Raw genomic sequence first — 24,412 nt, forward strand, 5'->3', positions numbered from 1 at the left:
CGTTGGCCGGAGTCCATCCCGACGATCCGGACCTCGCCCGCTTCGCAAGCATGCCGGCTGCGTTGCGCGTCATCTATGCGCGGCCGCGCACCTTCGTTTCGCTGGGCATCGCGATCATCGCGTTCTTCCTGCTGCCGCAGGCGCTCCGCCTGATCACGCGGCTGCTGCTCGCCTGGGACATCTTCACCGCGCTCTACCTCGTGCTGGTCGCGGCGATGATGCTGCGCAGCGAGCATCATCACATCCGCCGCAAGGCGATCATGCAGGACGACGGCCGTTTCGTGATCCTGCTGGTCACGGCGCTCGGCGCCTTTGCCAGCATCGCGGCGATCGTGCTCGAGCTCGGCGCCTCCAAGCGCGACGCCCCGGCGCTGACGCTGGCGCTGCTCACCGTCTCGCTGTCCTGGGCCGCAGTGCATGCGACCTTCGCCCTGCACTACGCTCATGACTACTACCGCGGCGCCAAGCCCGGTGGCCTGCAATTCCCCAGCGGCGACACGGACGAGCACGCCGACTACTGGGACTTCGTCTACTTCTCCTTCGTCATCGGCATGACCGCCCAGGTCTCCGACGTCGGCATCACCGACAAGATCATCCGCCGCACCGCGACCGTGCACGGCATCATCTCGTTCGTCTACAACACCGCGCTGGTCGCCCTGATGGTCAACATCGCCGCCAGCGTAATCTCGTCCTGATCAGTTGCACACCTCGACGCTGGCGTTGTTGGCCGGACCACCGCCGCCACGATATTCGAGACGGCAGCCGGGCCTGACGGCGCGGCACAGATAGGCATCGCAATAGATCTGGCCGGTGGACTTCGGCGGCCGGGCGGCCTGGGTCTGCGGCCTGGCGTAGCCCGGCGCCGACCCGATGCCGAGGCCGACGCCGGCATTGGGAAGCGGCAGGCCGGGCTCGGGAGCAGCACGGGCGCGACGGCGCGACGGCATGTCCTCGTCGTCCTGCCCGCGCTTGGCGACCGGCTTCTTCTCGCGCCGCTTCTCGCATTCATTGTCGTCGTTGACGAACGAACCCTCGGCGCAAACGATGCGGGTGCAGCGGTCGCCGTCCGGCTTGGTGCCATGCTGGCAGACCAGCGGGCAGACGCGGGCCTGCTTGAGCTTGATCACCTGCAGCGCATCGGCCGAGGCCGCCTGGGTGTCGAGCTTGGTGCCCGCATAGCGGTTGAACTGCGACAGCGAGCGGCGCGAGGCCGAGCCCCAGTCGCCATCGGCGTCCTCGCTGAGGCAGCCGACGCGGCGAAGCTCGAGTTGAACAGATTTGGCGAGATCAGCCGGCTGCGATGGGGGAGTCAGCGAGGCGACCTCCGGCCCCTGCTGCAGGGCTGCGGCCGCCGGCGCGCCCGGCGATGTCGCCGCGCGCGGATTGTCGGCCGCCGCGAGCTGCTGCTCCTGCCGCTTCTTCTCGGCGTCGGCCGCCTGCTGCTGTGCCAGCTGATTGGCCTTCTCGGCAGCAATGCGCGCCTGCTCGGCCGCCTTGGCCTCGGCCTCCGCCTTGGCGAGGGTGTCCTTGCGCGCGCCCTCCGCGACGAGTCGCGCGCGCTCGGCCTCGGTGGCGCGGGCCTTCTCGGAAGCGGCGGCGCGATTCTCCTCGGCGGTGAGCTTTTCGAGCTGCAACTTGGCAAGGCTGGCATAGAAGCCGTCCGGATATTGCGCCAGGAACGCGTTCAGCGCGCCCTTGTTGCCGACCTGCATGGCGAGCTCGTAGTCGCGCCGGATGTCGGCCTGCGGATTTGCGGGCGGCGCGACCGGCATCTGCGTGACGACGCGCGGCACGCCAGGAACCAGCGGCACGTCCTCACCGCCAAGCGAGCCATACACGAACGGCTCCTGGCGGTTGCCGGTCGACTTCAGCACCTCGTCGCGCACGAAGCCGAACGCCTTGCGGACGTCGAGGCCGGGCGTCGCGATGTGCCGCGACAGCGCCAGTGTAAAGGGGCTGTTCTTGCCGTCGCCGTCCTGCGCCGTGGAGCCGGCCTTCGCGGAGTAGGCGATCAGCGTATTGGGGCTGGTCGGCTCGACTTTGGCGAGGCCGCGGCCGAGGCTGCGGGTCGCCACCGTCCGCTGCATGTTGCGGGTGAACGGATTGTCGCGGCAGGCATCGAGAATGACCAGCCGCAGCTTCTTGGCCGGCTCGACGGCAACCAGGATGCGGTCGAGCGACAGCGTCTCGTCATAGACGTCGGTATCACGCTCGAGCCGGGCATCGATCGGGATCAGGTAGTTGGCCCCTTCGACTTCCATGCCGTGGCCCGCATAGTAGACCACGGCGATGTCGGCATCGCGCGCGGCGTCGGCAAAATCGCGCAGCGCCCGCCGGGTCTCACGGGCGGTGAGATCGCGCCTGTAATCGACGACGTCGAAGCCGGCGCTCTTGAAGGTCGCGGTCATCACCGCGCCGTCATTGGCGGGGTTCGTGAGCTGCGGCACGTTCTGATAGGCGGAGTTGCCGATGACGAGCGCCACCCGCTTCTCGGCGAGCGCGGGGTGGCCGATCAGCAGCAGCGCTGCCGTCAGGATGTAACCGCCCAATCGAAGTGACCAAGACATCGTACCCACCCCATACCGCTGGGAGATCTGCTGGGACCTGCCTATCAGAGTGCAGCCCATTCGGCTTGTGACCGGGATCACGCAGATTTATTCCCGATCGACCTGGCCTCGGCCATTATAGTCTGTCGCTGGCGCAATGACGCCAGTTCATGCCTTGCCAAGCGCCGCTTTGCATCGAAAATGCGATCCTTGTTTGTCCAGGTTCCCAGGGAGTTGGCCGTGAGCACAGACCGTTCCACCGTCGAGGCCGTCGTTCAGGGCTATTTCGATGCGCTCTACGAGGGCGACGCCGACAAGCTCGGTGCCGTGTTCCACCCCACCGCTGACCTGCGCTGGGTCGAGAATGGCGAGCTCAAGATCCTGACCGTGCCGGATTGGCTGGCCTGGGTGCGCAAGCGCCCGTCGGCGAAGGGCGAGGGCAAGCCGCGCGAGGACTTCATCGTCACCATCGATCGTTCGGACGACAAGACGGCCTTCATCAAGGTGCGCTGCCAGCTGCCGCCGCGCTATTTCACCGATTATCTCGTGGCGATGAAACTGAAGGACGGCTGGCAGATCGTGTCGAAGTCCTACCGCTACGACCTCCGGGATTGAGGCCGGCGCAACGATGCCCGGCTGATATCTATGGAAGCCCATTTTCAGACATTCCTGGTCCTGCTGGCCGTGCTGGCAGGAACCGCACTTCTTGCACGGCGGGCAAACCTGGCGCCGGCCATCCTGCTGATGCTCGCCGGCATCGCGCTCGCCTTCGTGCCGACCATGCCGGCCTTCGCGCTGCCGCCCGAGCTGGTGCTGCTGGTGGTGCTGCCGCCGCTGATCTATTCGTCGAGCGTCGCGATGAGCTGGCGCGAGTTCAAGCGCAATCTGCGGCCGATCGTGCTGCTCGCGGTCGGCTGCGTGATCTTCACGGCGTCCGCTGTGGCGACGGCGACCCACTATCTTCTCGGCCTGCCCTGGAGCATCGGCTTCCTGCTCGGCGCCATCGTCGCGCCGCCCGACGTCGTGGCGCCGCTCGCCATCGCCCGCCGGCTGCATCTGCCGCGCCGGGTCATGGTGATCCTCGAAGGCGAGGGCCTCGCCAATGACGCGACAGCGCTGATCCTCTATCGCTTCGCGGTGGCCGCCACCACCACCGGCGCCTTCTCCTTTCCGGTCGCGGCCGGCGAGTTCGGCCTGATCGTGGTTGGCGAGATCGCCTTCGGCATCGGCGTCGGCTGGCTGATGCTGCGCGCCCGTCACCACGCGCGCGACCCGCAAGTCGAGATCACGTTGTCGGTGCTGACGCCGTATCTGGCGTTCTGGATCCCCGAGCATGTCGGCGGCTCCGGCGTGATCGCGACCGTGGCCTGCGGCCTTTACATGAGCTGGAACGGCCCATTGTGGATCTCCTCGGCAACCCGCCTGCAGGGCGTCTTCTTCTGGGACCTCATGGTCTACCTGATCGAGGGCATGCTGTTCCTGCTGACCGGCTTCCAGATGCGGCTGATCTACGAGAAGTCGAAGATCTTCCCGCTCGACGAGATCATGATCGCGACCGCGCTGGTGCTCGCCATCGTCGTGATCGCGCGCTTCGCCTGGACCTTTCCGGCGACCATCCTGCCGCGCCTCCTGAGCTCTTCGCTCCGGGCCCGCGATCCGCTGCCGCCGTGGCGGCAGACCTTCATCATCGGCTTCACCGGCGTGCGCGGCACGGTCTCGCTCGCCACCGCGCTGGCGCTGCCGCTGACGCTCTCGACCGGCGATGCGTTTCCCTATCGCGACCAGATCCTGTTCATCGCCTTCGGCGTGATCTTCTTCACCCTGATCGGTCTCGGCCTGACCCTGCCGGCCGTCGTGCGCTGGCTCGGGGTCGGCAACCAGGGTCGCGCCGAGCATCAGCGCGAGCATGAGCAGGAGATCGCGGCCCGGCGCGAGGCGCTCGACAGCGCCCTGCGGTCGCTGGAGACGATGACCAGCGATCGCGAGCTGTCGGACGAGGTGGTGCGGCTGCTGCGGGCGCGCCACGAGGTACGGACCAACCAGCTCCCGGAAGGTCTGAGGCCCGAGGACAACGACGCCTCCGCGCTCGGCATCGAGCTGACCCGCGAGCTGATCACGGCAGAACGCAAATTCATCCACGTGATGCTGCGCGACGGCAAGATCACCGACGAGACCCGCCGCCGCATCGAGCGCGATCTCGATCTGGAAGAGGCGAGCCTCGCCAATCGCGAATATGGGCACGTGCCGCTGTAGGAGCTGAGGGCTGGTGGCGGGGTTGTAGGACGCGATGTTGCGGCAAACGCCGTCATTGCGAGCGCAGCGAAGCAATCCAGAAATCCTTGCGCGGCCCTGGATTGCTTCGCTTGCACTCGCAATGACGTGGATAGAGCCGCGCACATCTCTCCCCGCTATCGAGGGGAGCCTCACCCTCACCGCTCGATCATCCAGCGCGTCACGGCCTGATGGTAGTTCATCGGGCCGGGCACGGTCTTGTAGGTCTTCAAGTAGCGGAAGCCGGCCTTCTGCAGCGCGCGGTTGGGGGCGGTGTTGTATGCGTGCGGCTCGCAGAACAGCTGCTTGAGCTTGAGCCGCTCGAAATACAAATCGATGGTGCGGCGGACGCATGCGGTGCCGAGGCCGCGGCCGCGCAGCTCCGGCTCGGTGACGTGCAGATGCATGTGGGCGCGGTTGCCGAACACGATGCGGTCGCAACTGGAGAAGCCGATGGCGCGGCCGTCGAGCCGCCAGATCACCAGCAGCGCCGCGCGCTCGGCCAAGGGCGTGTCGTAGAGCGTCTGGAACAGTCCGGTCCACACCTGCCTGGTCGGCATCCGCGTCGGATCGATGCCCATCAGGTCGAGCTGCTCGATGCTCGACGAATAGAAGTAGTCGATGACCATCGAGGTCTCGGCGAGTTCCATTTCGCGGATGTCGAGATTCATCGAGGCGTCCTCTTCAGCAAGCCTCAAGGTGCTGATCATGCGGGCAGCAGTGGGGCGGGCGCCGTTCTGATGGGGGCAACCGCGACATCACGGCGTGCGTTGCAGCCGATCCGCGTGCAAAAATTTCAGACCGCGGCGCGCGGCACAAGCAGCCGTCGGTTGCAGGTCGGCTGTCGCTCTCACGGCAGGCCGATTGGACATGAAATCTAGCTGAGGACTCTTTCTCAAGCTCCCCGCCTGCGACAGAGGGATCGCATATGACGATCGGAGTTGTGCGACCGTCTGCTGCCACATCGTCATGGCCGGGCTCGTCCCGGCCATCCACGCCGCTCGGCATCCTCGGAACGACGTGGATGCCCGGGACAAGCCCGGGCATGACGGAGTAACGAATGGTCAGGCCTTCTCGCCGCAAGCAACCGCGCGATCAACCCAGCGGACAGGAGGCGCCGCTGGCTGAGCCGGGACCGGCGTGCCGCCCTACTCCGCCGCGGTCACGCTCTCCGGCCCCTTGGCACCGCTGCCGTAGCGCTGGTCGATGTAGTCGATCACCAGCGCCTTGAAGTCGGCGGCGATGCTCGGGCCGCGCAGGGTGCGGAACTTCTTGCCGTCGACGAAGACCGGCGCGGCCGGGGCTTCGCCAGTGCCGGGCAGGGAGATGCCGATATTGGCGTGCTTGGATTCGCCGGGGCCGTTGACGATGCAACCCATGACGGCGACGTTGAGCGCTTCCACGCCGGGATATTGCGTCTTCCAGGCCGGCATCTCCTCGCGGATGAAGTCCTGGATCGAGCGTGCCAGCTCCTGGAACGTGGTCGAGGTGGTGCGGCCGCAGCCCGGGCACGCCGCAACCAGCGGCACGAAGGTGCGGAAGCCCATGGTCTGCAGCAGCTCCTGCGCGACCTGCACTTCGAGGGTGCGGTCGCCGCCGGGCTCCGGGGTCAGCGAGATGCGGATGGTGTCGCCGATGCCCTGCTGCAGCAGGATGCCGAGCGCCGCCGAGGAGGCGACGATGCCCTTCGAGCCCATGCCGGCCTCGGTGAGGCCGAGATGGATGGCGTAGTCGGAGCGTGCGGCGAGGTCCTGATAGACCGCGATCAGGTCCTGCACGGCCGAGACCTTGGCCGACAGGATGATGCGATCCTTCGGCATGCCGAGCTCCTGGGCCCGGGCGGCCGACAGCAATGCCGACTGCACCATGGCTTCGCGCATCACCGCGCGCGCATCGCGCGGGTTCGCGGAGGCGGCGTTCTCGTCCATCAGCTTGCTGAGCAGCTCCTGATCGAGCGAGCCCCAATTGGCGCCGATGCGCACCGGCTTGCCGTATTTGTTGGCGAGCTCGATGATGGTCGAGAACTGCGTGTCGCGCTTGTCCTTGAAACCGACGTTGCCGGGATTGATGCGGTACTTCGCCAGCGCCTCGGCGCAGGCCGGATAGTCGGTCAGCAGCTTGTGGCCGATATAGTGGAAGTCGCCGATCAGGGGCGTGGTGATGCCGCGCTTGTCGAGCTGCTCGCGGATCTGCGGGACGGCCGCGGCGGCCTCCTCGCGGTCGACCGTGATGCGGACCATCTCGGACCCGGCGCGCGCCAGCGCTGCAACCTGGGCCACCGTGCCGTCGATATCGGCGGTGTCGGTGTTGGTCATCGACTGCACCACGATCGGCGCACCGCCGCCCACGGCGACGTTGCCGACCATGACGCGGGTGGTCTGATGCCGGGGAGCGGGTCCGGCGACATCGGACGCTGAGGTGTTCTCGGTCAGGATCTCGGGCTTGTTCATGAGCGCTCGGATATCAGGTTTTGGTGACATTCAGCAATGGATCAGTCGCAGCCAGGACCACGCGGTTCGGGCGGTTGACGAGAAAAAGCCCAATGATCACAAGCACGGCTGCGAGCCCAAAGGCCAGCGTCAGGGCGTCATGCAGGATGAAATAGCTCGCCACCACCCCGAATAAAGGGGTGATGAAGGTAAATGCCGACAATTTGCTGGCCGAGTAGGCCTTGATCAGCGCGAACCAGATCGTGAACGTGGTCCCGACCACCCAGATCGACTGGTAGGCCATCAGGCCGATCACGAACGGGCTGGGAACCTGGGTCAACCGCTCCCCGGCAATCAGGGCCGCCGCGGCCATGATCGGGACCGAGACCGCGACCTGGTACCCCAGCGCCCGCTCCGGCGCGATCAACCGCAGGCGCGTGCCTTTGACGAACACGGTGGTCACGCCCCACAGCAGGCCGCCGCCGACCACCAGGAGATCGCCGAGCAGCACGCGGCCGTCGACATCGGCCTGGGGAATGCCGATCGCCAGCGCCACACCGGTGAAGCTGAGCGCCAGCCCGCCCCATTGCGCCGGCCCCATCCGCTCGCCGAGGAAGCGGAACGAGCCGAGCGCGACGAAGAACGGCGCGGTATACAGGAACACGATGGCGCGCGACGCCGAGGTCAGCAGCAGGCCCTGATAGATCAGCACGAATTCCAAGCCGAACAGCAGGCCTGCCACCAGGCCGAGCCCCAGCGTGCCGTCGCGCTCGAACATCTTCACGCCGCGCACCCGCGCGAACACCAGCAGCACCGGCAGCGCACCGAGCGAACGGAAGGTGGCCTGCAGCAGCGGCGGAATTTCAGGCAGCGCGAGCTTCACCGCGATCTGATTGAACGCCCAGGACAGGCACAGCACGAGGATGACGGCGATCGCGCCCAGGCCGAGCGGCCGGGTCGCGGCGGATGAGGTTGACGTTGCGGACACGAGGACGTTGGCTCCCTGGCGCGTTTCTTTGTATTCGGACCGCCATCAAGGTGTGGTCAGCTTTGTCTTTGTCGGTCGGAGATGATGCGGAGGTAGAGCGGCGGCGGTGCTCGCCTCTCCCTGCGCGCACCGGTCTCGCGCTGAACCTCGAATACGACAGTCATTCACACGTGTATAGCTTCGGCCGCAGTGACGGACCTCACGCGGCCCTCTGGCAATGCGCGCACAACCCGGTGATCTCGACGACGGAAAGCTTCGGTGTGAAGCCCGTTGCCGCAGCGGCCAGCTTCAGGCTTTCCGCGATCGGCGCTGCCGGAACCTCGCCAACGGCGCCGCAGCTCTCGCAGATCAGGAACGCCACCAGCGCGGTCTGCTCGTGGTCGTGGGCGCAGGCGAGGAAGGCATTTCGGCTCTCGATGCGGTGCACCAGGCCGTTCGCCATCAGGAACTCGAGCGCGCGGTACACGGTGATCGGCGCGGGCCGCGCGGTGACCTTGGCAAGTTCCTCGATGATCTCGTAGGCCCCGAGCGGCCGGTGGCTCGACAGCAGCGCCTCCAACACCTGGCGGCGCTGCGACGTGAACTTCTGGCCGCGCTGAGCGCAGATGCGCTCGGCATGGTCCAGGGCATCGGCCGCGCAGCGGCCATGGTCGTGGTCCGGCGCCGGGAAGGTGGGCTTTGCGAGGGTCATTGCTGACAATCTAGCATCTCGGGCCGGTCTCGCCAAAGGCCGCGGCCGAGCCATGCATCTTCGGCGGGGCCGGTGCGCTCGGCGGGGCCATCAAATATTCATAAGCTTGCTTATTGTATCGGAGGCTTATTACAGCCAAAGCTCAATTTCTTCCGCCACTGAATCGAGATCCGCCATGACCCGCACGTCCGCGGACGTGAATTTCCTGTTTACGCTCGGCGAGCTGCAGCGCCTGGTGCGCGCCTATGCCGACAAGGAGGCGGCGCGCTTCGGCATGACCCGCGCGCAATGGGCCGTGCTGGCCAAGGTGGAGCGCAACGAGGGGGTGAAGCAGTCCGAGCTCGCCGAGCAGATGGAGATGCAGCCGATCACGCTGACGCGGCTGATCGACAAGCTCGCCGAGGCCGGGCTGATCGAGCGGCGCGGCGACGACACCGACCGCCGCGTCAACCGGCTCTATCTGAAGAAGGCCGCGCGTCCGCTGCTCGCGAAGCTCGCGGTGCTGCGCGGCGATCTGACCGACACCGCCCTTCAGGGCATCAGCGCCGACGACGCCGAGCGGCTGATGACCCACCTCGAGGCCATCAAAGAAAACGTGAGAAACGCCCTGCAGTCGTTGTGCGACGAGCAGCGAAAGGAGCAGCGCTATGGCTGAGCCCGCCCTGAAACTCGCCCCCGAACAGAAAGCCGGCCCGGATGCGGCGGCCGCCGCCGAAAAGCCGGCGCGCCCCGGATTCGTGCGCCGCTACCGTCGCACGCTGCTGCTGGTCGTGCTGCCGCTCGTCGCCGCCGTCGGCGGCCTCGTGCTCTATCTCAACGGCGGCCGCTACGTGACGACAGACGACGCCTATGTCGGCGCCCAGAAGGTGCTCATCACCCCCGACATCTCCGGCAAGATCATCAAGGTCGTCGTCAAGGAAGGCCAGCAGGTGCAGAAGGGCGACGAGTTGTTCGAGATCGATCCCGTGCCCTACCGCCTCGCGGTCGACCAGACCAAGGCGGCGCTGGAGCAGGCGCGGACCACCTACGACAACCTCACCGCCAACATCAAGATCTACGGCCAGATGCTCGACCTGGCCCAGCAGGGCATCGAGCTGAAGCAGAAGGACGTCGAACGCAAGCAGACGCTCGCCAAGAACAATTTCGGCTCGCAGCTCGACCTCGACAACGCCGCGAATGCGCTGGTGACGGCGAGCGCGCAGGCGCAGTACATCAAGCAGCAGCTATCGAACGCGAAAACGCAGCTGCTCGGCAATCCCGAGCTGCCGCTGGAGCAGTTCCCGCCCTACATCCAGGCCAAGGCCAAGCTCGAGGACGCCCAGCGCGATCTCGACCACACCACCTTGCGCGCGCCGATGCCCGGCATCGCCACGCAGGTCGACCAGATCCAGCTCGGCCGCTTCGTCACCGCGGGCACGCCGGTGTTCTCGGTGATCGACGTCAGCAATCCCTGGGTCGACGCCAATCCGAAGGAAAGCGACTTCACCTATGTCGCGGTCGGCCAGCCGGTCGAACTCGACGTCGACGCCTTCCCGAACCATCGCTTCAAGGGCACGGTCGGCTCGCTGTCGCCGGGCACCGGCGCGCAGTTCGCGATCCTGCCGCCGCAGAACGCGAGCGGAAACTTCGTCAAGGTCGTGCAGCGCGTGCCTGTGCGGATCCATTTCGACAAGACCGACAGGTTCGTCGCCAGGCTGAAGGCCGGCATGAGCGTCAACGTATCGATCGACACCGGCCACGAGCGTACGCTGGCCGGGCTGTTCGGAGCGGCGCATGCGGCGGAGAAGGAGGAGTAGCGCGCCATGACTGCGCCGGCGGCCTCATCATCGGCGGTTCCGGGATTCCGCCGCAACATGGTAACGATCTGCGCCATGACGGCGACGATCATGCAGGCGCTCGACACCACCATCGCCAACGTCGCCCTGCCCTACATGCAGGGCACGCTGTCGGCCTCGCAGGACCAGATCAACTGGGTGCTGACGTCCTACATCGTCGCGGCCGCGATCATGACCGCGCCGGTGGGATGGATCGCCAACCGCTTCGGCCGCAAGCGCACCTTCATCGTCTGCTCGGCCGGCTTCACCATCGCCTCCGTGATGTGCGGGCTCGCCCAGGACATCACGCAGATGGTGTTGTTCCGCCTGCTGCAGGGCGTGTTCGGCGCCGCGCTGGTGCCGCTGTCGCAGGCCGTGATGCTCGATTCCTACGCGCTGCATGAGCGCGCCAAGGCGATGGCGATCTGGGGCATGGGCGTGATGCTCGGCCCGATCATGGGGCCGTCGCTGGGCGCCTGGCTGACCGAGACCTATTCCTGGCATTGGGTGTTCTTCGTCAACCTGCCGTTCGGCGCCGTGACCGTGCTCGGCCTGATGGCGTTCATGGAGGAGACCAAGCCGAACGCGGAGCTGACCTTCGACTGGTTCGGCTTCGCTGCGCTCGCCATCGGCATCGGCTCGCTGCAGATCGCACTCGACCGCGGCGAGGATCTGGGCTGGCTGGAGAGCAACGAGATCATCATCGAGTTCATCGTCGCCGGCGTCGGCTTCTACTATTTCCTGGCGCATTCGCTGACGACGCAGCGCCCGTTCATCCAGTTCGCGCTGTTCAAGGACCGCAATTTCGTCGGCGGCTGCGTGTTCATGACGGTGATGGGCCTCGTGCTGTTCTCGACCATGGCGCTGTCCTCGCCCTATCTGCAGAACGTCATCGGCTATCCCATCATCACCGCCGGCGTGCTGTTGGCGACGCGCGGCTGCGGTACGTTCGTCGCGATGATGCTGGTCGGGCGGATGCTGCGCTATATCGAGGCCCGCACCTTGATCATCGTCGGCCTGGCGCTGACGGCGCTGTCGCTGTTCCAGATGACGGCGTGGACCGACCAGACCGGCGTGCCGGAGATCATCACCATCAGCATCATGCAGGGGTTCGGCTTCGGCCTCGTCTTCGTGCCGCTGTCGACGGTTGCGTTCCTGACGCTGCCGGGCGAGCTACGGACTGATGGAACCTCGATGCTGACCCTAGTGCGAAATGTCGCAAGCTCGATCGGCATCTCCATTGCGATCGCGCAGCTCACCGAGGGAACGCGGCGGAACCATGCGATCCTGGTCGAGCACATCAACCCGTTCAATCACGCGCTGCAGATGCCCAATGTTGCCGGCCTGCTGAACCTGTCCACGGATGCCGGTCGCGCGATGGCCGATGCGATGGTGATGGTGCAGGCGCAGATCCTCGCCTTCTCGCACGACTACCAGCTGGTCATGATGTTCATCCTGGTCTCGATCCCGCTCGCGGTCATGATCGGCTCGACTCGGACGGCACTGCGCGCGCAGGCGGCACCGGCCGATCACGCGGTGATGGAGTGACCGTTCCCCGCGACGGAAAAAGCGTGCGCTGTTGAGACGCAGCGGGACCGGGATAGCAAAAAGGTGACCGCGACGTGATGGATTTGTAACTTCAATCCGGCGCGTTTCCGGCTATCTTCTGCTCACCCCACTCGGTTCTCTGCGTATGAGTTGCGCGCAGGGACTGCACTTCATGAGCGCCCCACTCGTGATGTGCCGGGCGGGGGCGGTGGCTCCTCCAGCGCCGCCCCCAGCCCCGGGGGAATTGGTCGCTCGCGTCGCGGGCTGACGGTATCAAGAATCCCAAACCGAGAACCTCCGCTGTCGTCCCGGGCAAGCCCGATGACGCAGAGCGTCAGCGGGCGCCGACCCGTCTGCCACGCCGTCTGCGTCGCGCTCGCCACCTCGGCACGGGTGCTCGCGGTCTTGTTGGCGATGTCGCGCTCGTCGAAGAAGTTCTCGGCGTTGAAGAACGAGATGTCGGTCTGGTCGAGCTTGGTCAGCGAGACCGATTCCAGCTCCAGGCCGTTGGACTGCACGTCGGCCTCGACCGCGGCCTGGACGTGCTTGACGAACTCCGAGCGCTTCTCCTGCAGGTCCAGCAGCTCCATCGTCGCCGCGACCGAGCGCAGGCCGTCGACGAACTTCGCCTCGACGCCATGCCCATGCCGATATGTCGCGCCGATGCTGGCCGGCGGTTCAAGGCCGGCGAACAATCCCTGGTAATCGTTGAGGGCGCTGGTAGCGACGACGGCAAATGCACCGCAGTGACGTGTACCGACAAAGACCTCGCCGCGCGCGTGCGGCCCTGTCTCGAGGGAAGCGCCGTCAGTCCAGCAATTCGCTGGCAGCCGAGATCGTCGAACGCAAGGAAGATGCGCTCGAGATTATTCCACCAGATCACCGGCGGGAGCTGGATCGCCCATTGCCAGACCGGCTGGGCGATGTGCCAGAGCACGGCGAGACGATAGTCCTGATCCAGCGACGCCCTGTCGTAGCCGGTCACACCGCCTGCGACCAATGTCTGATGATAGCTGTCGAGCAACGGCCGCTCGATCCGCGCCCGACGGTCGGGATAGATCTGCAGCGCGATCATGTAGGCGAGATCGTTCGCGGGCACGCCGATCCGCCACTGGTCGAAATCAAACGCGCGCACGTCGTCGCTGTCGGCGGCCTTCGGCACCAGAAAATTCCAGACATGCGCGTCGCCATGCGCAATGCTGAGGTTTCGCCGCGACAGATAGCGTTCCGAGAGCCGCGGCGTCGCCGCCATCAGGCGTTCGTAGACCGCGCGCCGGTCCGCGCTCAGGCGGTCTCCCAACTGATCGGCGAAGCGCTGATAGTGGCCGGCAAAGGTCCTGCCGCGCTCGGCGCGCTCGTCCGCGGTCGCGAAGCTGCCGATGGACACGCCAAGCCGCGGATCGTCCCACCACGCCGCATGCAGCCGCGCCAGTGCCCGCACGATGGCCTCGGCCTGTGGCAGAGCGGGCGGCAATGGCCATTGCGTTGCCGTCTGGTGCGTGTCGGTGAGATCCTCGAGCAATAGATGCCAGGTGAGCGTGGCTTCGTCGCAGGCGCCGCCGTAACAGCCGGGCACCAGGCCCGGCGGCATGAGGCGCGCCAGATCGCGATAGAAGCTGACCTCGTGGCGACCGCCCCGCCACAGCGTCTTGGCAAAGGCCGGCATCGCAATTTTCAGGATCAGCGTCCTGGGCGCATCCGCGGCGTTTCCCTCATACGTCAAGCCGAGACGGATGATGCGAGAGATCAGCATCGGGCGGTCGCTGATGAGAGCGACATTGGAGACCACCGCGTCGTCCAGCACGCCCGCGTCACGCATCGTGGCCGTCAACGCGGTGGGCTCGGCGGCGAACGGCATGTCAGTGGAGGTCATGCGGGCGCCGTCCCTTCGGGGTTACAGCGACACCGACCTTAAACGGGAATCGAAGAGAGCGCTACTTGATCGGCGCGCGCGGCAGCACGGTGTCGCCGGCTTCCATGCGATAGACGTGATCGAGCGCGTACCACGGCGCGGCGACGTCGGCGTCCGTCGGATGCGGCTCGTCGTGGCGGATGAAATTGCCGAGCAGCGCCTTGGTGACGCCGAACTGCACGTCGCTGTCGATGTGCGGGTCGTTGGGGTCGTAGACCTGCGAGATCAGGACCTTGAAGCCTTGCTTGACGATCAGCGCATGCAGATGCGCCGGGCGATAGGGATGGCGGCCCTGCGCCTTGAGCAACCGGCCGACGACGCCGTCGGTTGGAATCGGATAGCCGACCATCATCACCGAGCGAAACCAGAAGCGGCCATCGGCATCGGTCATGAGCTTGCCGCGCAGGTTCATGTCGGCCTGATCGGGGTCCTGGTTCTCGTAATAGCCGACCGGCGAGGCGTGCCAGACGTCGACCTCGGCGCCGGCGACCGGCGCGCCATCGGGATCGACGACCCGCCCGTTGACGAACAAGGCCGGGCCTGAGGTTGCCGAACGCACGATCGAACCGCCGTTCGCGGTCACCGGCGAGTTGAGCCGCCAGAAAGGGCCGAGCAGCGACTGCGCGGTTTCGGTGTTGCCGCCATCGCCATTGTTGAGCAGGCAGACCAGCGGCGAGACGCCGAGCGAGCCGGCCATGAGCACCACTTCATTATGGGTGTCGTTGGTGCGCTGGCCCAGCTCGGCGATGATCGCCGCGGCCTCGCGGAATTCGGCTTCGGTGAGACGGACATCGCGGACGAAGCCGTGCAGGTGCTTGACGAGCGAGACCATGATCTCGCGCAGCCGCGGATTGGTGGTCTGCTCCATCACCGCCAGCACCGCCGGCGTGACGTCCTGTTCGCGGGAGATGATCATGGTCAATTCTCCGTCATTCCGGGGCGATGCGAAAGCATCGAACCCGGAATCTCGAAATTGTTGGGACTCATCTCCAGATTCTGGGTTCAGCCCTGCGGGCTGCCCCGGAATGACGAAGCGCTTAGCGCTTCGTCATTTGATCGTCTCGACCGCCAGCGCGACGCCCTGGCCGACGCCGACGCACATCGTGGCGAGCGCACGCTTGCCGCCGCGGACCTCGAGGCCGTGCACCGCGGTCATCGCGATGCGCGCGCCGCTCATGCCGAGCGGATGTCCCAACGCGATGGCGCCGCCATGCGGGTTGACGAAATCGGCATCGTCGGCGACGCCGAGCTGGCGCAGGCAGGCGATGCCCTGGCTGGCAAACGCCTCGTTCAACTCGATCAGGTCGAAATCGGTGATCTTCAGGCCGAGCCGCTCCATCAGCTTGCGCACGGCCGGCACCGGGCCGATGCCCATGATGCGCGGCGGCACACCGGCGGAGGCAAGGCCGAGCACACGCGCGCGCGGAGTCAGGCCGTGCTTCTTCACGGCGGCCTCCGACGCGAGAATCATCGCGGCCGCGCCGTCATTGACACCCGAGGCATTGCCGGCGGTGACGGTGCCCGGATTGCGCACGATCGGCTTCAGCTTGGCGAGACCTTCGAGCGTGGTCTCGGGGCGCGGATGCTCGTCCTTGTCGACAATCACAGGCCCAGCCTTGCCGCCCGGCACCGACACCGGCGTGATCTCGGCGGCGAAATAGCCCGACGCGATCGCCTTGCCGGCGCGCTGCTGGGAGCGGATCGCGAACGCGTCCTGGTCGGCGCGCGACACCTGGAATTCCTCGGCGACGTTCTCGCCGGTCTCCGGCATCGAATCGACGCCATACTGCTGCTTCATCAAGGGATTGATGAAGCGCCAACCGATCGTGGTGTCGAAGATCTCGGCCGAGCGCGAGAACGCCTCCGTCGCCTTGCCCTGCACGAACGGCGCCCGCGTCATCGATTCGACGCCGCCGGCGATCGCGAGATCGACCTCGCCGGCGCGGATCGCACGTCCCGCCGCGCCGACCGCGTCGAGACCTGAGGCGCAGAGACGGTTCAAGGTCTGGCCGGGAATTGAATCCGGCAGGCCCGCGAGCAGCAGCGCCATACGCGCGACGTTGCGGTTGTCCTCGCCGGCCTGGTTGGCGCAGCCGAAGAACACCTCGTCGACCGCCGCCCAGTCGAGATTTGGATGCTTGGCCTTGAGCGCCTTCAGCGGTGTCGCCGCGAGATCGTCGGTGCGCACTTTCGCCAGCGAGCCGCCGAAGCGGCCGATCGGGGTCCGCACCGCATCACAAATAAACACGTCTCGCATCGCTCTCTCCCGAACTTTCGTGTTTCTGGTCAGAATTGACGGCGGTTTTAGGAGTGCGATGGGAGCAGGTCAAATGACGGGAGCGCGGGGTGGCATGCGTGGAGCCCGTCATAGACGACGCCGTTGACCGCGCGACCGGTGCGCCCCCTCTCCCGCTTGCGGGGGAGGGCTGGGGTGGGGGCAGCCCCAAGCGAGAATCCCCGTGAGGAGAGACTTCCCCCACCCGTATCGCATCTTCGATGCGATACGACCTCCCCCGCAAGCGGGGGAGGTGCAACAGCAGGCACCGCTCATCGTGGAAAACCGGGACATCGCCCGCAAAGCGGTAGGACTGTCCGGGCAAATTGGCTAGTTTCCGCGCCATGACGATCCAGCAGCCCATCTCCGCCCCGGTTCCGCCCGACGCCGCGCCCGCCGAGGCGCCGGCCAAGCTCACGCCGATGATGGAGCAGTATCTCGAGATCAAGGCGGCGCATCCGGGCCTGATGCTGTTCTACCGGATGGGCGACTTCTACGAGCTGTTCTTCGAGGACGCCGAGGTCGCATCGAAGGCACTCGGCATCGTGCTGACCAAGCGCGGCAAACACCAGGGCCAGGACATCCCGATGTGCGGCGTGCCGGTCGAGCGCTCCGAGGACTATCTGCACCGGCTGATCGCGCAGGGCATCCGCGTCGCGGTCTGCGAGCAGATGGAGGATCCGGCGGCGGCGCGGGCGCGCGGCAACAAGAGCGTGGTCAAGCGCGGCGTGGTGCGCGTGGTGACGCCGGGCACGCTGACGGAAGACAATCTGCTCGATGCGCGCGCCAACAACTATCTGTTATCGATCGCGCGCAGCCGCGGCTCCTCCGGCGGCGACCGGCTCGGGCTCGCCTGGATCGACATCTCGACCTCGGACTTCATCGTCACCGAATGCGCGTTCGCCGAGCTGACCGCGACGCTCGCCCGCATCAATCCGAACGAGGTGATCATCTCGGATGCGCTGTATTCGGATGCGATCTTCGAGCCGGTGCTGCGCGAACTCGCCGCGGTCACACCGCTGACGCGCGACGTGTTCGACGGCGCCACCGCCGAGCGAAGGCTGTGCGATTATTTCGCGGTCGCGACCATGGACGGGCTTGCGGTGCTGTCGCGGCTGGAGGCCACGGCCGCTGCCGCCTGCGTCACCTATGTCGAGCGCACGCAAGTGGGCCAGCGCCCGCCGCTGGCCCCGCCGGCGCGCGAGGCGACCGGCAGCACCATGGCGATCGACCCGGCGACGCGCGCCAATCTCGAGCTGACGCGCACGCTCGCCGGCGAGCGGCGCGGCTCGCTGCTGGACGCCATCGACTGCACGGTCACATCCGCCGGCTCGCGGCTGCTGGCGCAGCGGCTCGCCGCGCCGCTGACGGAGCCAGCGCAGATCGGCCGGCGCCTCGATGCAGTCGCCACGTTCGTTGCCGATGGCGCCGCACGCGAGGACATCCGCTCCATCTTGCGCGGTGCGCCCGACATGACCCGGGCGATGGCGCGGCTGTCGGTCGGCCGCGGCGGCCCACGCGATCTCGCAAGCTTGCGTGACGGCATCCTCGCCGCCGACCAGGCGCTGGCGCGGCTGTCCGCGCTCGACCAGCCACCGCAGGAAGTCACGGCTGTGATGACGGCGCTGGCGAGGCCAGCGCGGGCGCTCGCCGAGGAGTTCGCCCGCGCGCTCGACGAGCAGCTGCCGCTGATCAAGCGCGACGGCGGCTTCGTCCGTGCCGGCTATGATGCGACGCTCGACGAAACACGCAATCTGCGCGACGCCTCGCGCCTCGTCGTCGCCTCGATGCAGGCGCGCTATGCCGACCAGACCGGCGTCAAGGCGCTCAAGATCCGCCACAACAACGTGCTCGGCTATTTCGTCGAGGTCACCGCGCAGCATGGCGACAAGCTGATGTCGGCGCCGCTGAACGCGACCTTCATCCACCGCCAGACCCTCGCCGGCCAGGTGCGTTTCACCACGTCGGAGCTCGGCGAGATCGAGGCCAAGATCGCCAATGCCGGCGAGCGCGCGCTCAATCTCGAGCTCGAGATCTTCGACCGGCTGTGCGCGTCGGCGATGGCGATCGGCGACGATCTGCGCGCCGCCGCGCACGGCTTTGCGATGCTCGATGTCGCCACTGCGCTGGCCAAGCTCGCGGTCGACGACAACTACGTCCGCCCCGAAGTCGACGGCTCGCTCGGCTTTGCCATCGAGGGCGGCCGCCATCCCGTGGTGGAGCAGGCACTCAAACGCGAAGGCCAGCCGTTCATCGCCAATTCCTGCGACCTGTCGCCGACGCCGGGGCACAAGAGCGGTCAGCTCTGGCTGCTCACCGGCCCGAACATGGCGGGTAAGTCAACCTTCCTGCGCCAGAACGCGCTCATTGCTTTGTTGGCCCAAATTGGCTCGTTCGTGCCGGCGAGCCGTGCCCGCATCGGCATCGTCGACCGGCTGTTCTCGCGCGTCGGCGCCGCCGACGATCTCGCACGCGGGCGCTCGACCTTCATGGTCGAGATGGTCGAGACCGCGGCGATCCTCAACCAGGCCGGCGAGCGCGCGCTGGTGATCCTCGACGAGATCGGGCGCGGCACCGCGACCTTCGACGGCCTGTCGATCGCCTGGGCCGCGATCGAGCATCTGCACGAGAGCAACCGCTGCCGCACGCTGTTCGCGACGCATTATCACGAGCTGACCGCCCTCGCCGCCAAGCTGCCACGGCTGTTCAACGCCACGGTCCGCGTCAAGGAATGGCAGGGCGACGTGGTGTTCCTGCACGAGGTGCTGCCCGGCTCCGCCGATCGCTCCTACGGCATCCAGGTCGCGAAGCTCGCCGGCCTGCCGCCGGCCGTGATCAGCCGCGCCAAATCGGTGCTGGCGAAGCTGGAGGCCCAGGACCGCGGCCAGAGCGCGCGCGTTTTGGTCGACGACCTGCCGCTGTTCGCGGTGCCCTCGCGCGCGGCTGCGGAGCCCGCGATGTCGAAGGAGGCAGAGGAACTGATCGCCGCCGTGAAGGCGCTGCATCCGGACGAGATGACCCCGCGCGAGGCGATGGACGCGCTGTATCAACTGAAGTCGAAACTGCCGAACAAGTAGTTGCCGTCATTCCGGGGCACGCGCAGCGCGAACCTGGAATCCATCCTTCGTCAGCGCATGCAGCCAGATGGATTCTGGGCTCGCCGCCTGCGGCGTCGCCCCGGAATGACAGAGAGATGAGTTCACGGTGCCGTAGGGTGGGCAAAGACGCGAGGCGTCGTGCCCACCATTTGCAGCGTGACATGCAACTCGGTGGGCACGCTTCGCTTTGCCCACCCTACGCAAGCTGACGAGCTGCCTTTCGTCGCCCCAGCCACCACAGGCCGAGATTCCAGCCGACGCAGGTCGCCAGCGCGCCGCTGAGGCCGACCGCCGCGCCGAGATGCAGGCTGCCGAGGTGCAGCACGACGACGGCGAGCGAGAAGCCGATCAGGCCCCAGGCGCCGTTGGCCAGCACGGCCGCCGTCGCGGGCCCGCCGATGCGCGGCTGCAGGATCAGCATCATGGAGGTGAAGACGATCGGAAACAGCGCCAGGATGCCGGAGACGCTGGGGCCGGCCCAGCCGGAGACCGAGGTGACGGTGGCGACGAGCGTTGCCACCAGCGAAGCGCGCAGCGGCACGTCGTACCAGCGCCGCGTGATCAGCGGCATCTTGGCATGGCGATAGCGCTGCAGCAGCGGCAGGCAAATGGCGAACGTCACGACGTTGGCGGCGATGCCCATCAAGAGCGTCCATTGCACGCTCTTGATCAGCGCGGCGAGACCGAGCCACACCGCGACCGCGGTGGCGCTTGCCACCAGCACGCTGCGGCGCTGCGCCAGCACGGCATAGGCAAGGCTGAGGAAGATCGTGGCGGCATTGATCGGCAGGCTGGTCAGCGCGCCCTGCGCGATGAAGGCGGCATCGTGATCCAGCGCCAGGAAAACGTAGGTCGGCCCCGCCGAGATCGGCAGGGTCGCGACCAGCGCCCCGATGACAGGCCCGGTGCGCTCGGCGATCATCGACGCCGACACCACGAACGACGCCGCGATCGCCATGCGCAGGCCGAGCAGCAGCAGGAAGGAGAGATCGAGGGACATCAGCTCATGCGGCGCGGGCGGTGGGCTCCCTCCCCCGCCTGCGGGGGAGGGCCGGGGTGGGGGCGCGGCTCGGGTGGTGATGATGGGTGCGTTGTGTGGAGAGAATTCCCCCACCCGCCGCGCATCTGCGATGCACGGCGACCTCCCCCGCACGCGGGGGAGGCGCAGACCGCACAAGCCTCACCAGCTTGTCGTCATCAGCGGCAAGGCGAGGGCGACCTCACACCCGCTTCAGGCTGACCGACACTTTCGGGCCGTTCTTGATGGTCTGATACACCACGCAATAGCGCTCGGTGAGCTTGAGCAAGAGGTCGAGCTTGTCCTGCGGCGCGTCGGTGTCGACCTCGAAGCGCAGGCGGATTTCCTGGAAGCCGACGGGGGCCTCCTTGTCGACGCCGAGCGTGCCGCGGAAATCGAGATCGCCTTCGGCCAGCACCAGCCCGCTCTTGAGCGGGACCTCGACGGCGGTCGCAACGGATTTCAGGGTGACGCCGGCGCAGGCGACCAGCGCTTCCAAGAGCATGTCGCCGGAGCACAGCTCGAGCCCCGAGCCGCCGGTCCCCGGATGCAGGCCGGCCACAGCCATTGCGCGCCCGGTCTCGAGCTTGCAGGTCAGGCCCTCACCGCCGACCTCGCCCTTGGCCTTCAGCGTGATGACGGCGGCGGACGGATCGGCCTTGTAGCGTTCCTTGATCGGCGCCTGCATGGCGCGCAGCTCGGCAGCATCCATTGTCGTTCTCTCCCGGAGTCATTTCGGACGAGATGTACCGGGCCGGGCCGCCAAAGTCACCACCACAGGCTGCCGCCGGCGTCACGCCTGCCCTGCGCGTCCGGCATCGTCCGGTCGAGCGAGCGATCCAGTGCAGTGAGCACATGGCGCCTGAACTGGTCGAACAAGGGCGCGTTGCGGTCGCGCGGCCGCGACAGATTGATGGTGATCTCCTCGAACAGCCGGCCGGGATGCGGCCGCATCACCATCACGCGGTCGGCCAGCACCACGACTTCCTCGACGTCGTGCGTGACCAGCACCAGGGTCGGGCGCGTATCGGCCCAGAGGTCGAGCAGGTGGTCCTGCAGGTCCTTGCGCGTGAAGGCATCGAGCGCAGAGAACGGCTCGTCGAGCAGGAGCACCTCCGGCCGCGCCACCAATGCGCGGGCGATCGCGACGCGTTGCGCCTGGCCGCCGGACAATTCGCGCGGCCAGACCTTCGCTTTGTCGGCGAGGCCGACACGTTCGAGCGCGCGCGCGACGCGATCGCGGCGCCCGGCCGCCGGCAACTCGGACAGGCCGAACCCGATGTTGTCGGCGACCGTGAGCCACGGCAGCAGCCGCGGCTCCTGGAAGATGATGCCGACCTTGGGATGCGGCGCCATGATCGCCTCACCGTCGAGCGTCACGGTGCCGGCGCTGGCGCGGTCGAGCCCGGCGACGGCGCGCAGCAAGGTCGACTTGCCGCAGCCGGAGCCGCCGATGATGGCGATGATCTCGCCGAGCTGGATCTCGGCCGAGAACCGCTCCAGCGCGTGGACGCCGTTGGGATAGACCTTGGTGACGGCTTGCAACGACAACATCAGGCGGCCCCGCTCTGGCGTGCGAAGCTGTCCTGCCAGCGCAACAGCGGCGCGGTGGCGATCTCCAGGAGCCAGTCGGTCGCCTTGCCGATGATGGCGAAGATCACGATGGCCGCCACGATCTGCGCCGGCTTGCCGAGCTGCTGGCCGTCGATCAGGAGGTAGCCGAGCCCTTCCGACGCCCCCATGAACTCGGCGGCGACGACGAACATCCACCCCAAGCCGAGGCCGACGCGCAGCGACACGACGTACGCCGGCAGCACCGCGGGCAGCAGGATGCGGCGGATCATCGCCGGCCCGGAGAGACGGAAGATGCGGCCGACCTCGACGATCTTGCGGTCGACCGAGAGTATCGCGCCGGTCAGGCCGAGATAGACCGGGAAGAATACGCCGACCGCGATCAGCGCCACCTTGGAGGTCTCGAAGATGCCGAGCCACAAGATGAACAACGGCACCCAGGCGATCGAGGGAATCGCGCGCAGCGCCTGGATGGTGGGATCGACCAGCCGCCGGGCGAGGCCCCAATAGCCGCAGATGCCGCCGAGGACAGTTCCGGCAATGACGCCGAGGCCAAAACCGACGCCGACGCGGGTCAAGGTCATCGTGATGTGGCGGGAGAGTTCGCCGGAGCGGGCGAGCTCGGCGATGGTGGTGAAGACCTTCGAGGGCGGCGGCACCAGCCGGCCGTTGGACCAGCCGGCCCGGACGGCAAGCTCCCAGGCGAGTGCGAGCGACAGCGGCAGCAGCAAGCCGAGCAGCGGGCGCGTCAGCCGCGTGAGCCATGGCTGGCTGGCGGTCTGCGGTGTGGCGGCAGCCGGCGCCTGCAATTCGACGGTCATGGTCATAGTGAGAACAGTGTCCCGCGCGGGAATGCAAGGCGTGGTGATGGTGGTGGATGGTAATGGGGCCGAGGACGGCGCTCCTAACTTGCTGTCGTCCCGGCCTTGAGCCGGGACCCATACTCCGCGGCCGCCGTGGTGAGACGAGATGCCGCTCCAGCCTGCCTCCCAACGACCTTCACGGAGTATGGGTCCCGCATCTGCGCCCGCCAGCGCTTCCGCGCTGGCGGGCTTGTCCGGGACGACACCGTTATTTTGTCTGCAGCATTGGTTGTATCTGCAACAGTGCTTCGTGCGTTCTAGTTCGTCGGCAGCGGGACCTGGTCGTCGATCAGGGCATCCAGCGTCGCCTTCACATCCACCTTGGCATCGACGACACCGGCCTGCTGCAAAGCGAGGCCAGCAGCCAAAATCGACTCGCGCTGGGGCGCGCCGATGCGGCTGTGGGTCAGCTCGGTGCGCTCCTTGAGTTGCTTGTCGACGACGGTCTCCGGCAGCTTGGTCACGGCGATGAAGGTCTTCTTCAGGTCGTCGTAATTCGCCAGCGCGTCCTTGCGTGCGACCTCGTAGGTGGCGAGCACGCGGCGGACGATCTCGGGATTGTCCTTGAGGAACTGCTCACGGACGTTGAGGATGCCCCAGGTGTTGGCGTCGGCCTTGCGGTAGAACAGCCTGGCGCCCTCCTCGACCTCGGCCTGCGCCATCATCGGATCGAGCCCGGCCCAGGCGTCGACGTCGCCGCGGATCAGCGCCGCCTTGCCGTCGGCGTGCTGCAGCAATACCGGCGTGATGTCCTTGTCGCTGAGGCCGGCTGACAGCAGCGCGCGCACCAGGAAGATGTGCGGATCGGTGCCACGGGTCACCGCGACCCGCTTGCCCTTGAGGTCAGCCACGGAGGCAATCTTGGAATCCTTGGCCGTGACCAGCGCGGTCCATTCGGGCCGCGAATAGACGTAGACCGACTTGATCGGATTGCCGTTGATCCTGGCGACCAACGCGGCGGAGCCGGCGGTCGAGCCGAAATCGAGCGAGCCGGCGTTGAGAAATTCGAGCGCCTTGTTGGAGCCGGCCGACTGCACCCAGACGATGCTGATGCCGTCCTTGGCGAACTCCTTCTCCAGAAGTCCTTTCTGCTTCAGCACCAGCGACACCGGATTGTAGGTCGCCCAGTCCAAGCGGATCTCCTTCACCGGCTCGGCCGCGCGTGCAGCGCCGCATCCCAGGAGAACCACGGCCGCAACCGCAGCAAATCCGCGCCTCGACAATCCACCCATCGTCATCCCTCCAAGCCTCAAGAAACATTGCTGTGGTTTCAATGAGTTATGCCAGGGGCACGCGAGAATTGCTTTTCCTTTCGACGGCACCATTCAGAACGATCATCATCCCGTGACCACCGATGACAGCATGGATCGATTGTTGCATTGGAAGT

General features: G+C 66.9%; 19 protein-coding genes and 2 pseudogenes. 7 read left to right on the plus strand and 14 right to left on the minus strand.

Going from position 1 to position 24,412, the window contains the following annotated elements; genetic code table 11:
• Positions 1–2: 2 nt before the first annotated feature.
• Positions 3–695, plus strand: a complete 693-nt coding sequence (locus QX126_RS20945) for a DUF1345 domain-containing protein (protein ID WP_315783363.1) — start codon at positions 3–5, stop codon at positions 693–695.
• Here QX126_RS20945 and QX126_RS20950 read toward each other — a convergent pair whose 3' ends face one another.
• Positions 696–2,567, minus strand: coding sequence for a caspase domain-containing protein (locus QX126_RS20950; protein ID WP_315783365.1), 1,872 nt, complete (start codon positions 2,565–2,567; stop codon positions 696–698).
• Between the two features lie 219 nt (positions 2,568–2,786).
• Between QX126_RS20950 and QX126_RS20955 the strand changes: the two genes are divergently transcribed.
• A complete protein-coding gene (locus tag QX126_RS20955) occupies positions 2,787–3,161 on the plus strand; it encodes a nuclear transport factor 2 family protein (protein WP_315775717.1) in 375 nt (124 codons plus the stop codon).
• Positions 3,162–3,191: 30 nt separating this feature from the next.
• A complete protein-coding gene (locus QX126_RS20960; RefSeq protein WP_315783367.1) occupies positions 3,192–4,799 on the plus strand; it encodes a Na+/H+ antiporter in 1,608 nt (535 codons plus the stop codon).
• Positions 4,800–4,975: 176 nt separating this feature from the next.
• Here QX126_RS20960 and QX126_RS20965 read toward each other — a convergent pair whose 3' ends face one another.
• The 4 genes from QX126_RS20965 to QX126_RS20980 form a co-directional block, all read right to left on the minus strand.
• Entirely contained in the window at positions 4,976–5,488 is a 513-nt protein-coding gene (locus tag QX126_RS20965; RefSeq protein ID WP_315783369.1) for a GNAT family protein, read from the minus strand.
• Between the two features lie 477 nt (positions 5,489–5,965).
• Positions 5,966–7,267 carry a flavodoxin-dependent (E)-4-hydroxy-3-methylbut-2-enyl-diphosphate synthase gene (gene ispG, locus QX126_RS20970; protein ID WP_315783371.1) on the minus strand — a complete coding sequence of 434 codons (1,302 nt, stop codon included), beginning with the start codon at positions 7,265–7,267 and terminating at the stop codon, positions 5,966–5,968.
• 13 nt (positions 7,268–7,280) lie between these two features.
• Complete coding sequence (locus tag QX126_RS20975; RefSeq protein WP_315783373.1) at positions 7,281–8,234, minus strand: DMT family transporter; 954 nt, start codon at positions 8,232–8,234, stop codon at positions 7,281–7,283.
• Between the two features lie 199 nt (positions 8,235–8,433).
• On the minus strand, positions 8,434–8,925 hold the full coding sequence (locus QX126_RS20980) for a Fur family transcriptional regulator (protein ID WP_315756867.1): 492 nt from the start codon (positions 8,923–8,925) through the stop codon (positions 8,434–8,436).
• 175 nt (positions 8,926–9,100) lie between these two features.
• On the opposite strand from QX126_RS20980, the gene QX126_RS20985 reads away from it, so the two are divergent.
• The 3 genes from QX126_RS20985 to QX126_RS20995 are packed head-to-tail and all read left to right on the plus strand — an operon-like array spanning position 9,101 to position 12,287.
• Positions 9,101–9,580 (plus strand): MarR family transcriptional regulator, encoded by a 480-nt coding sequence (locus QX126_RS20985; protein WP_315783375.1) that lies wholly within the window; start codon positions 9,101–9,103, stop codon positions 9,578–9,580.
• Positions 9,573–10,721 carry an HlyD family secretion protein gene (locus QX126_RS20990; protein ID WP_315783377.1) on the plus strand — a complete coding sequence of 383 codons (1,149 nt, stop codon included), beginning with the start codon at positions 9,573–9,575 and terminating at the stop codon, positions 10,719–10,721. The genes QX126_RS20985 and QX126_RS20990 overlap by 8 nt, the downstream gene beginning before the upstream one ends.
• Before the next feature lie 6 nt (positions 10,722–10,727).
• Positions 10,728–12,287 (plus strand): DHA2 family efflux MFS transporter permease subunit, encoded by a 1,560-nt coding sequence (locus QX126_RS20995; protein ID WP_315783379.1) that lies wholly within the window; start codon positions 10,728–10,730, stop codon positions 12,285–12,287.
• A 359-nt stretch (positions 12,288–12,646) separates the two neighbouring features.
• On the opposite strand, the pseudogene QX126_RS21000 reads toward QX126_RS20995, so the two are convergent.
• The 4 genes and pseudogenes from QX126_RS21000 to pcaF form a co-directional block, all read right to left on the minus strand.
• Positions 12,647–12,922 (minus strand): annotated as a pseudogene (locus tag QX126_RS21000) (SPFH domain-containing protein); the annotation flags it as partial.
• Between the two features lie 368 nt (positions 12,923–13,290).
• Positions 13,291–14,160 (minus strand): annotated as a pseudogene (locus QX126_RS21005) (phosphotransferase); the annotation flags it as partial.
• Positions 14,161–14,221: 61 nt separating this feature from the next.
• Positions 14,222–15,115, minus strand: coding sequence for a dioxygenase (locus QX126_RS21010; RefSeq protein ID WP_315783381.1), 894 nt, complete (start codon positions 15,113–15,115; stop codon positions 14,222–14,224).
• A gap of 132 nt (positions 15,116–15,247) precedes the next feature.
• Positions 15,248–16,456 carry a 3-oxoadipyl-CoA thiolase gene (gene pcaF, locus QX126_RS21015; protein WP_315783382.1) on the minus strand — a complete coding sequence of 403 codons (1,209 nt, stop codon included), beginning with the start codon at positions 16,454–16,456 and terminating at the stop codon, positions 15,248–15,250.
• Between the two features lie 362 nt (positions 16,457–16,818).
• Between pcaF and mutS the strand changes: the two genes are divergently transcribed.
• The gene (mutS, locus tag QX126_RS21020) at positions 16,819–19,551 is read left to right on the plus strand and encodes a DNA mismatch repair protein MutS (RefSeq protein WP_315783384.1); all 2,733 of its coding nucleotides are present in this window, start codon (positions 16,819–16,821) and stop codon (positions 19,549–19,551) included.
• A gap of 217 nt (positions 19,552–19,768) precedes the next feature.
• Here mutS and QX126_RS21025 read toward each other — a convergent pair whose 3' ends face one another.
• The 5 genes from QX126_RS21025 to QX126_RS21045 form a co-directional block, all read right to left on the minus strand.
• Positions 19,769–20,572 (minus strand): hypothetical protein, encoded by an 804-nt coding sequence (locus tag QX126_RS21025; RefSeq protein WP_315783386.1) that lies wholly within the window; start codon positions 20,570–20,572, stop codon positions 19,769–19,771.
• A gap of 220 nt (positions 20,573–20,792) precedes the next feature.
• Positions 20,793–21,302 (minus strand): OsmC family protein, encoded by a 510-nt coding sequence (locus QX126_RS21030; protein ID WP_315756858.1) that lies wholly within the window; start codon positions 21,300–21,302, stop codon positions 20,793–20,795.
• Positions 21,303–21,358: 56 nt separating this feature from the next.
• The gene (locus QX126_RS21035; protein WP_315783388.1) at positions 21,359–22,144 is read right to left on the minus strand and encodes an ABC transporter ATP-binding protein; all 786 of its coding nucleotides are present in this window, start codon (positions 22,142–22,144) and stop codon (positions 21,359–21,361) included.
• Positions 22,144–22,989, minus strand: a complete 846-nt coding sequence (locus tag QX126_RS21040) for an ABC transporter permease (RefSeq protein WP_315783390.1) — start codon at positions 22,987–22,989, stop codon at positions 22,144–22,146. The genes QX126_RS21035 and QX126_RS21040 overlap by 1 nt, the downstream gene beginning before the upstream one ends.
• 293 nt (positions 22,990–23,282) lie before the next feature.
• Entirely contained in the window at positions 23,283–24,257 is a 975-nt protein-coding gene (locus QX126_RS21045) for an aliphatic sulfonate ABC transporter substrate-binding protein (RefSeq protein WP_315783392.1), read from the minus strand.
• Between the last annotated feature and the right edge of the window lie 155 nt (positions 24,258–24,412).

It is taken from the genome of Bradyrhizobium sp. SZCCHNPS1003, assembly GCF_032381555.1.
Lineage (GTDB): Bacteria > Pseudomonadota > Alphaproteobacteria > Rhizobiales > Xanthobacteraceae > Bradyrhizobium.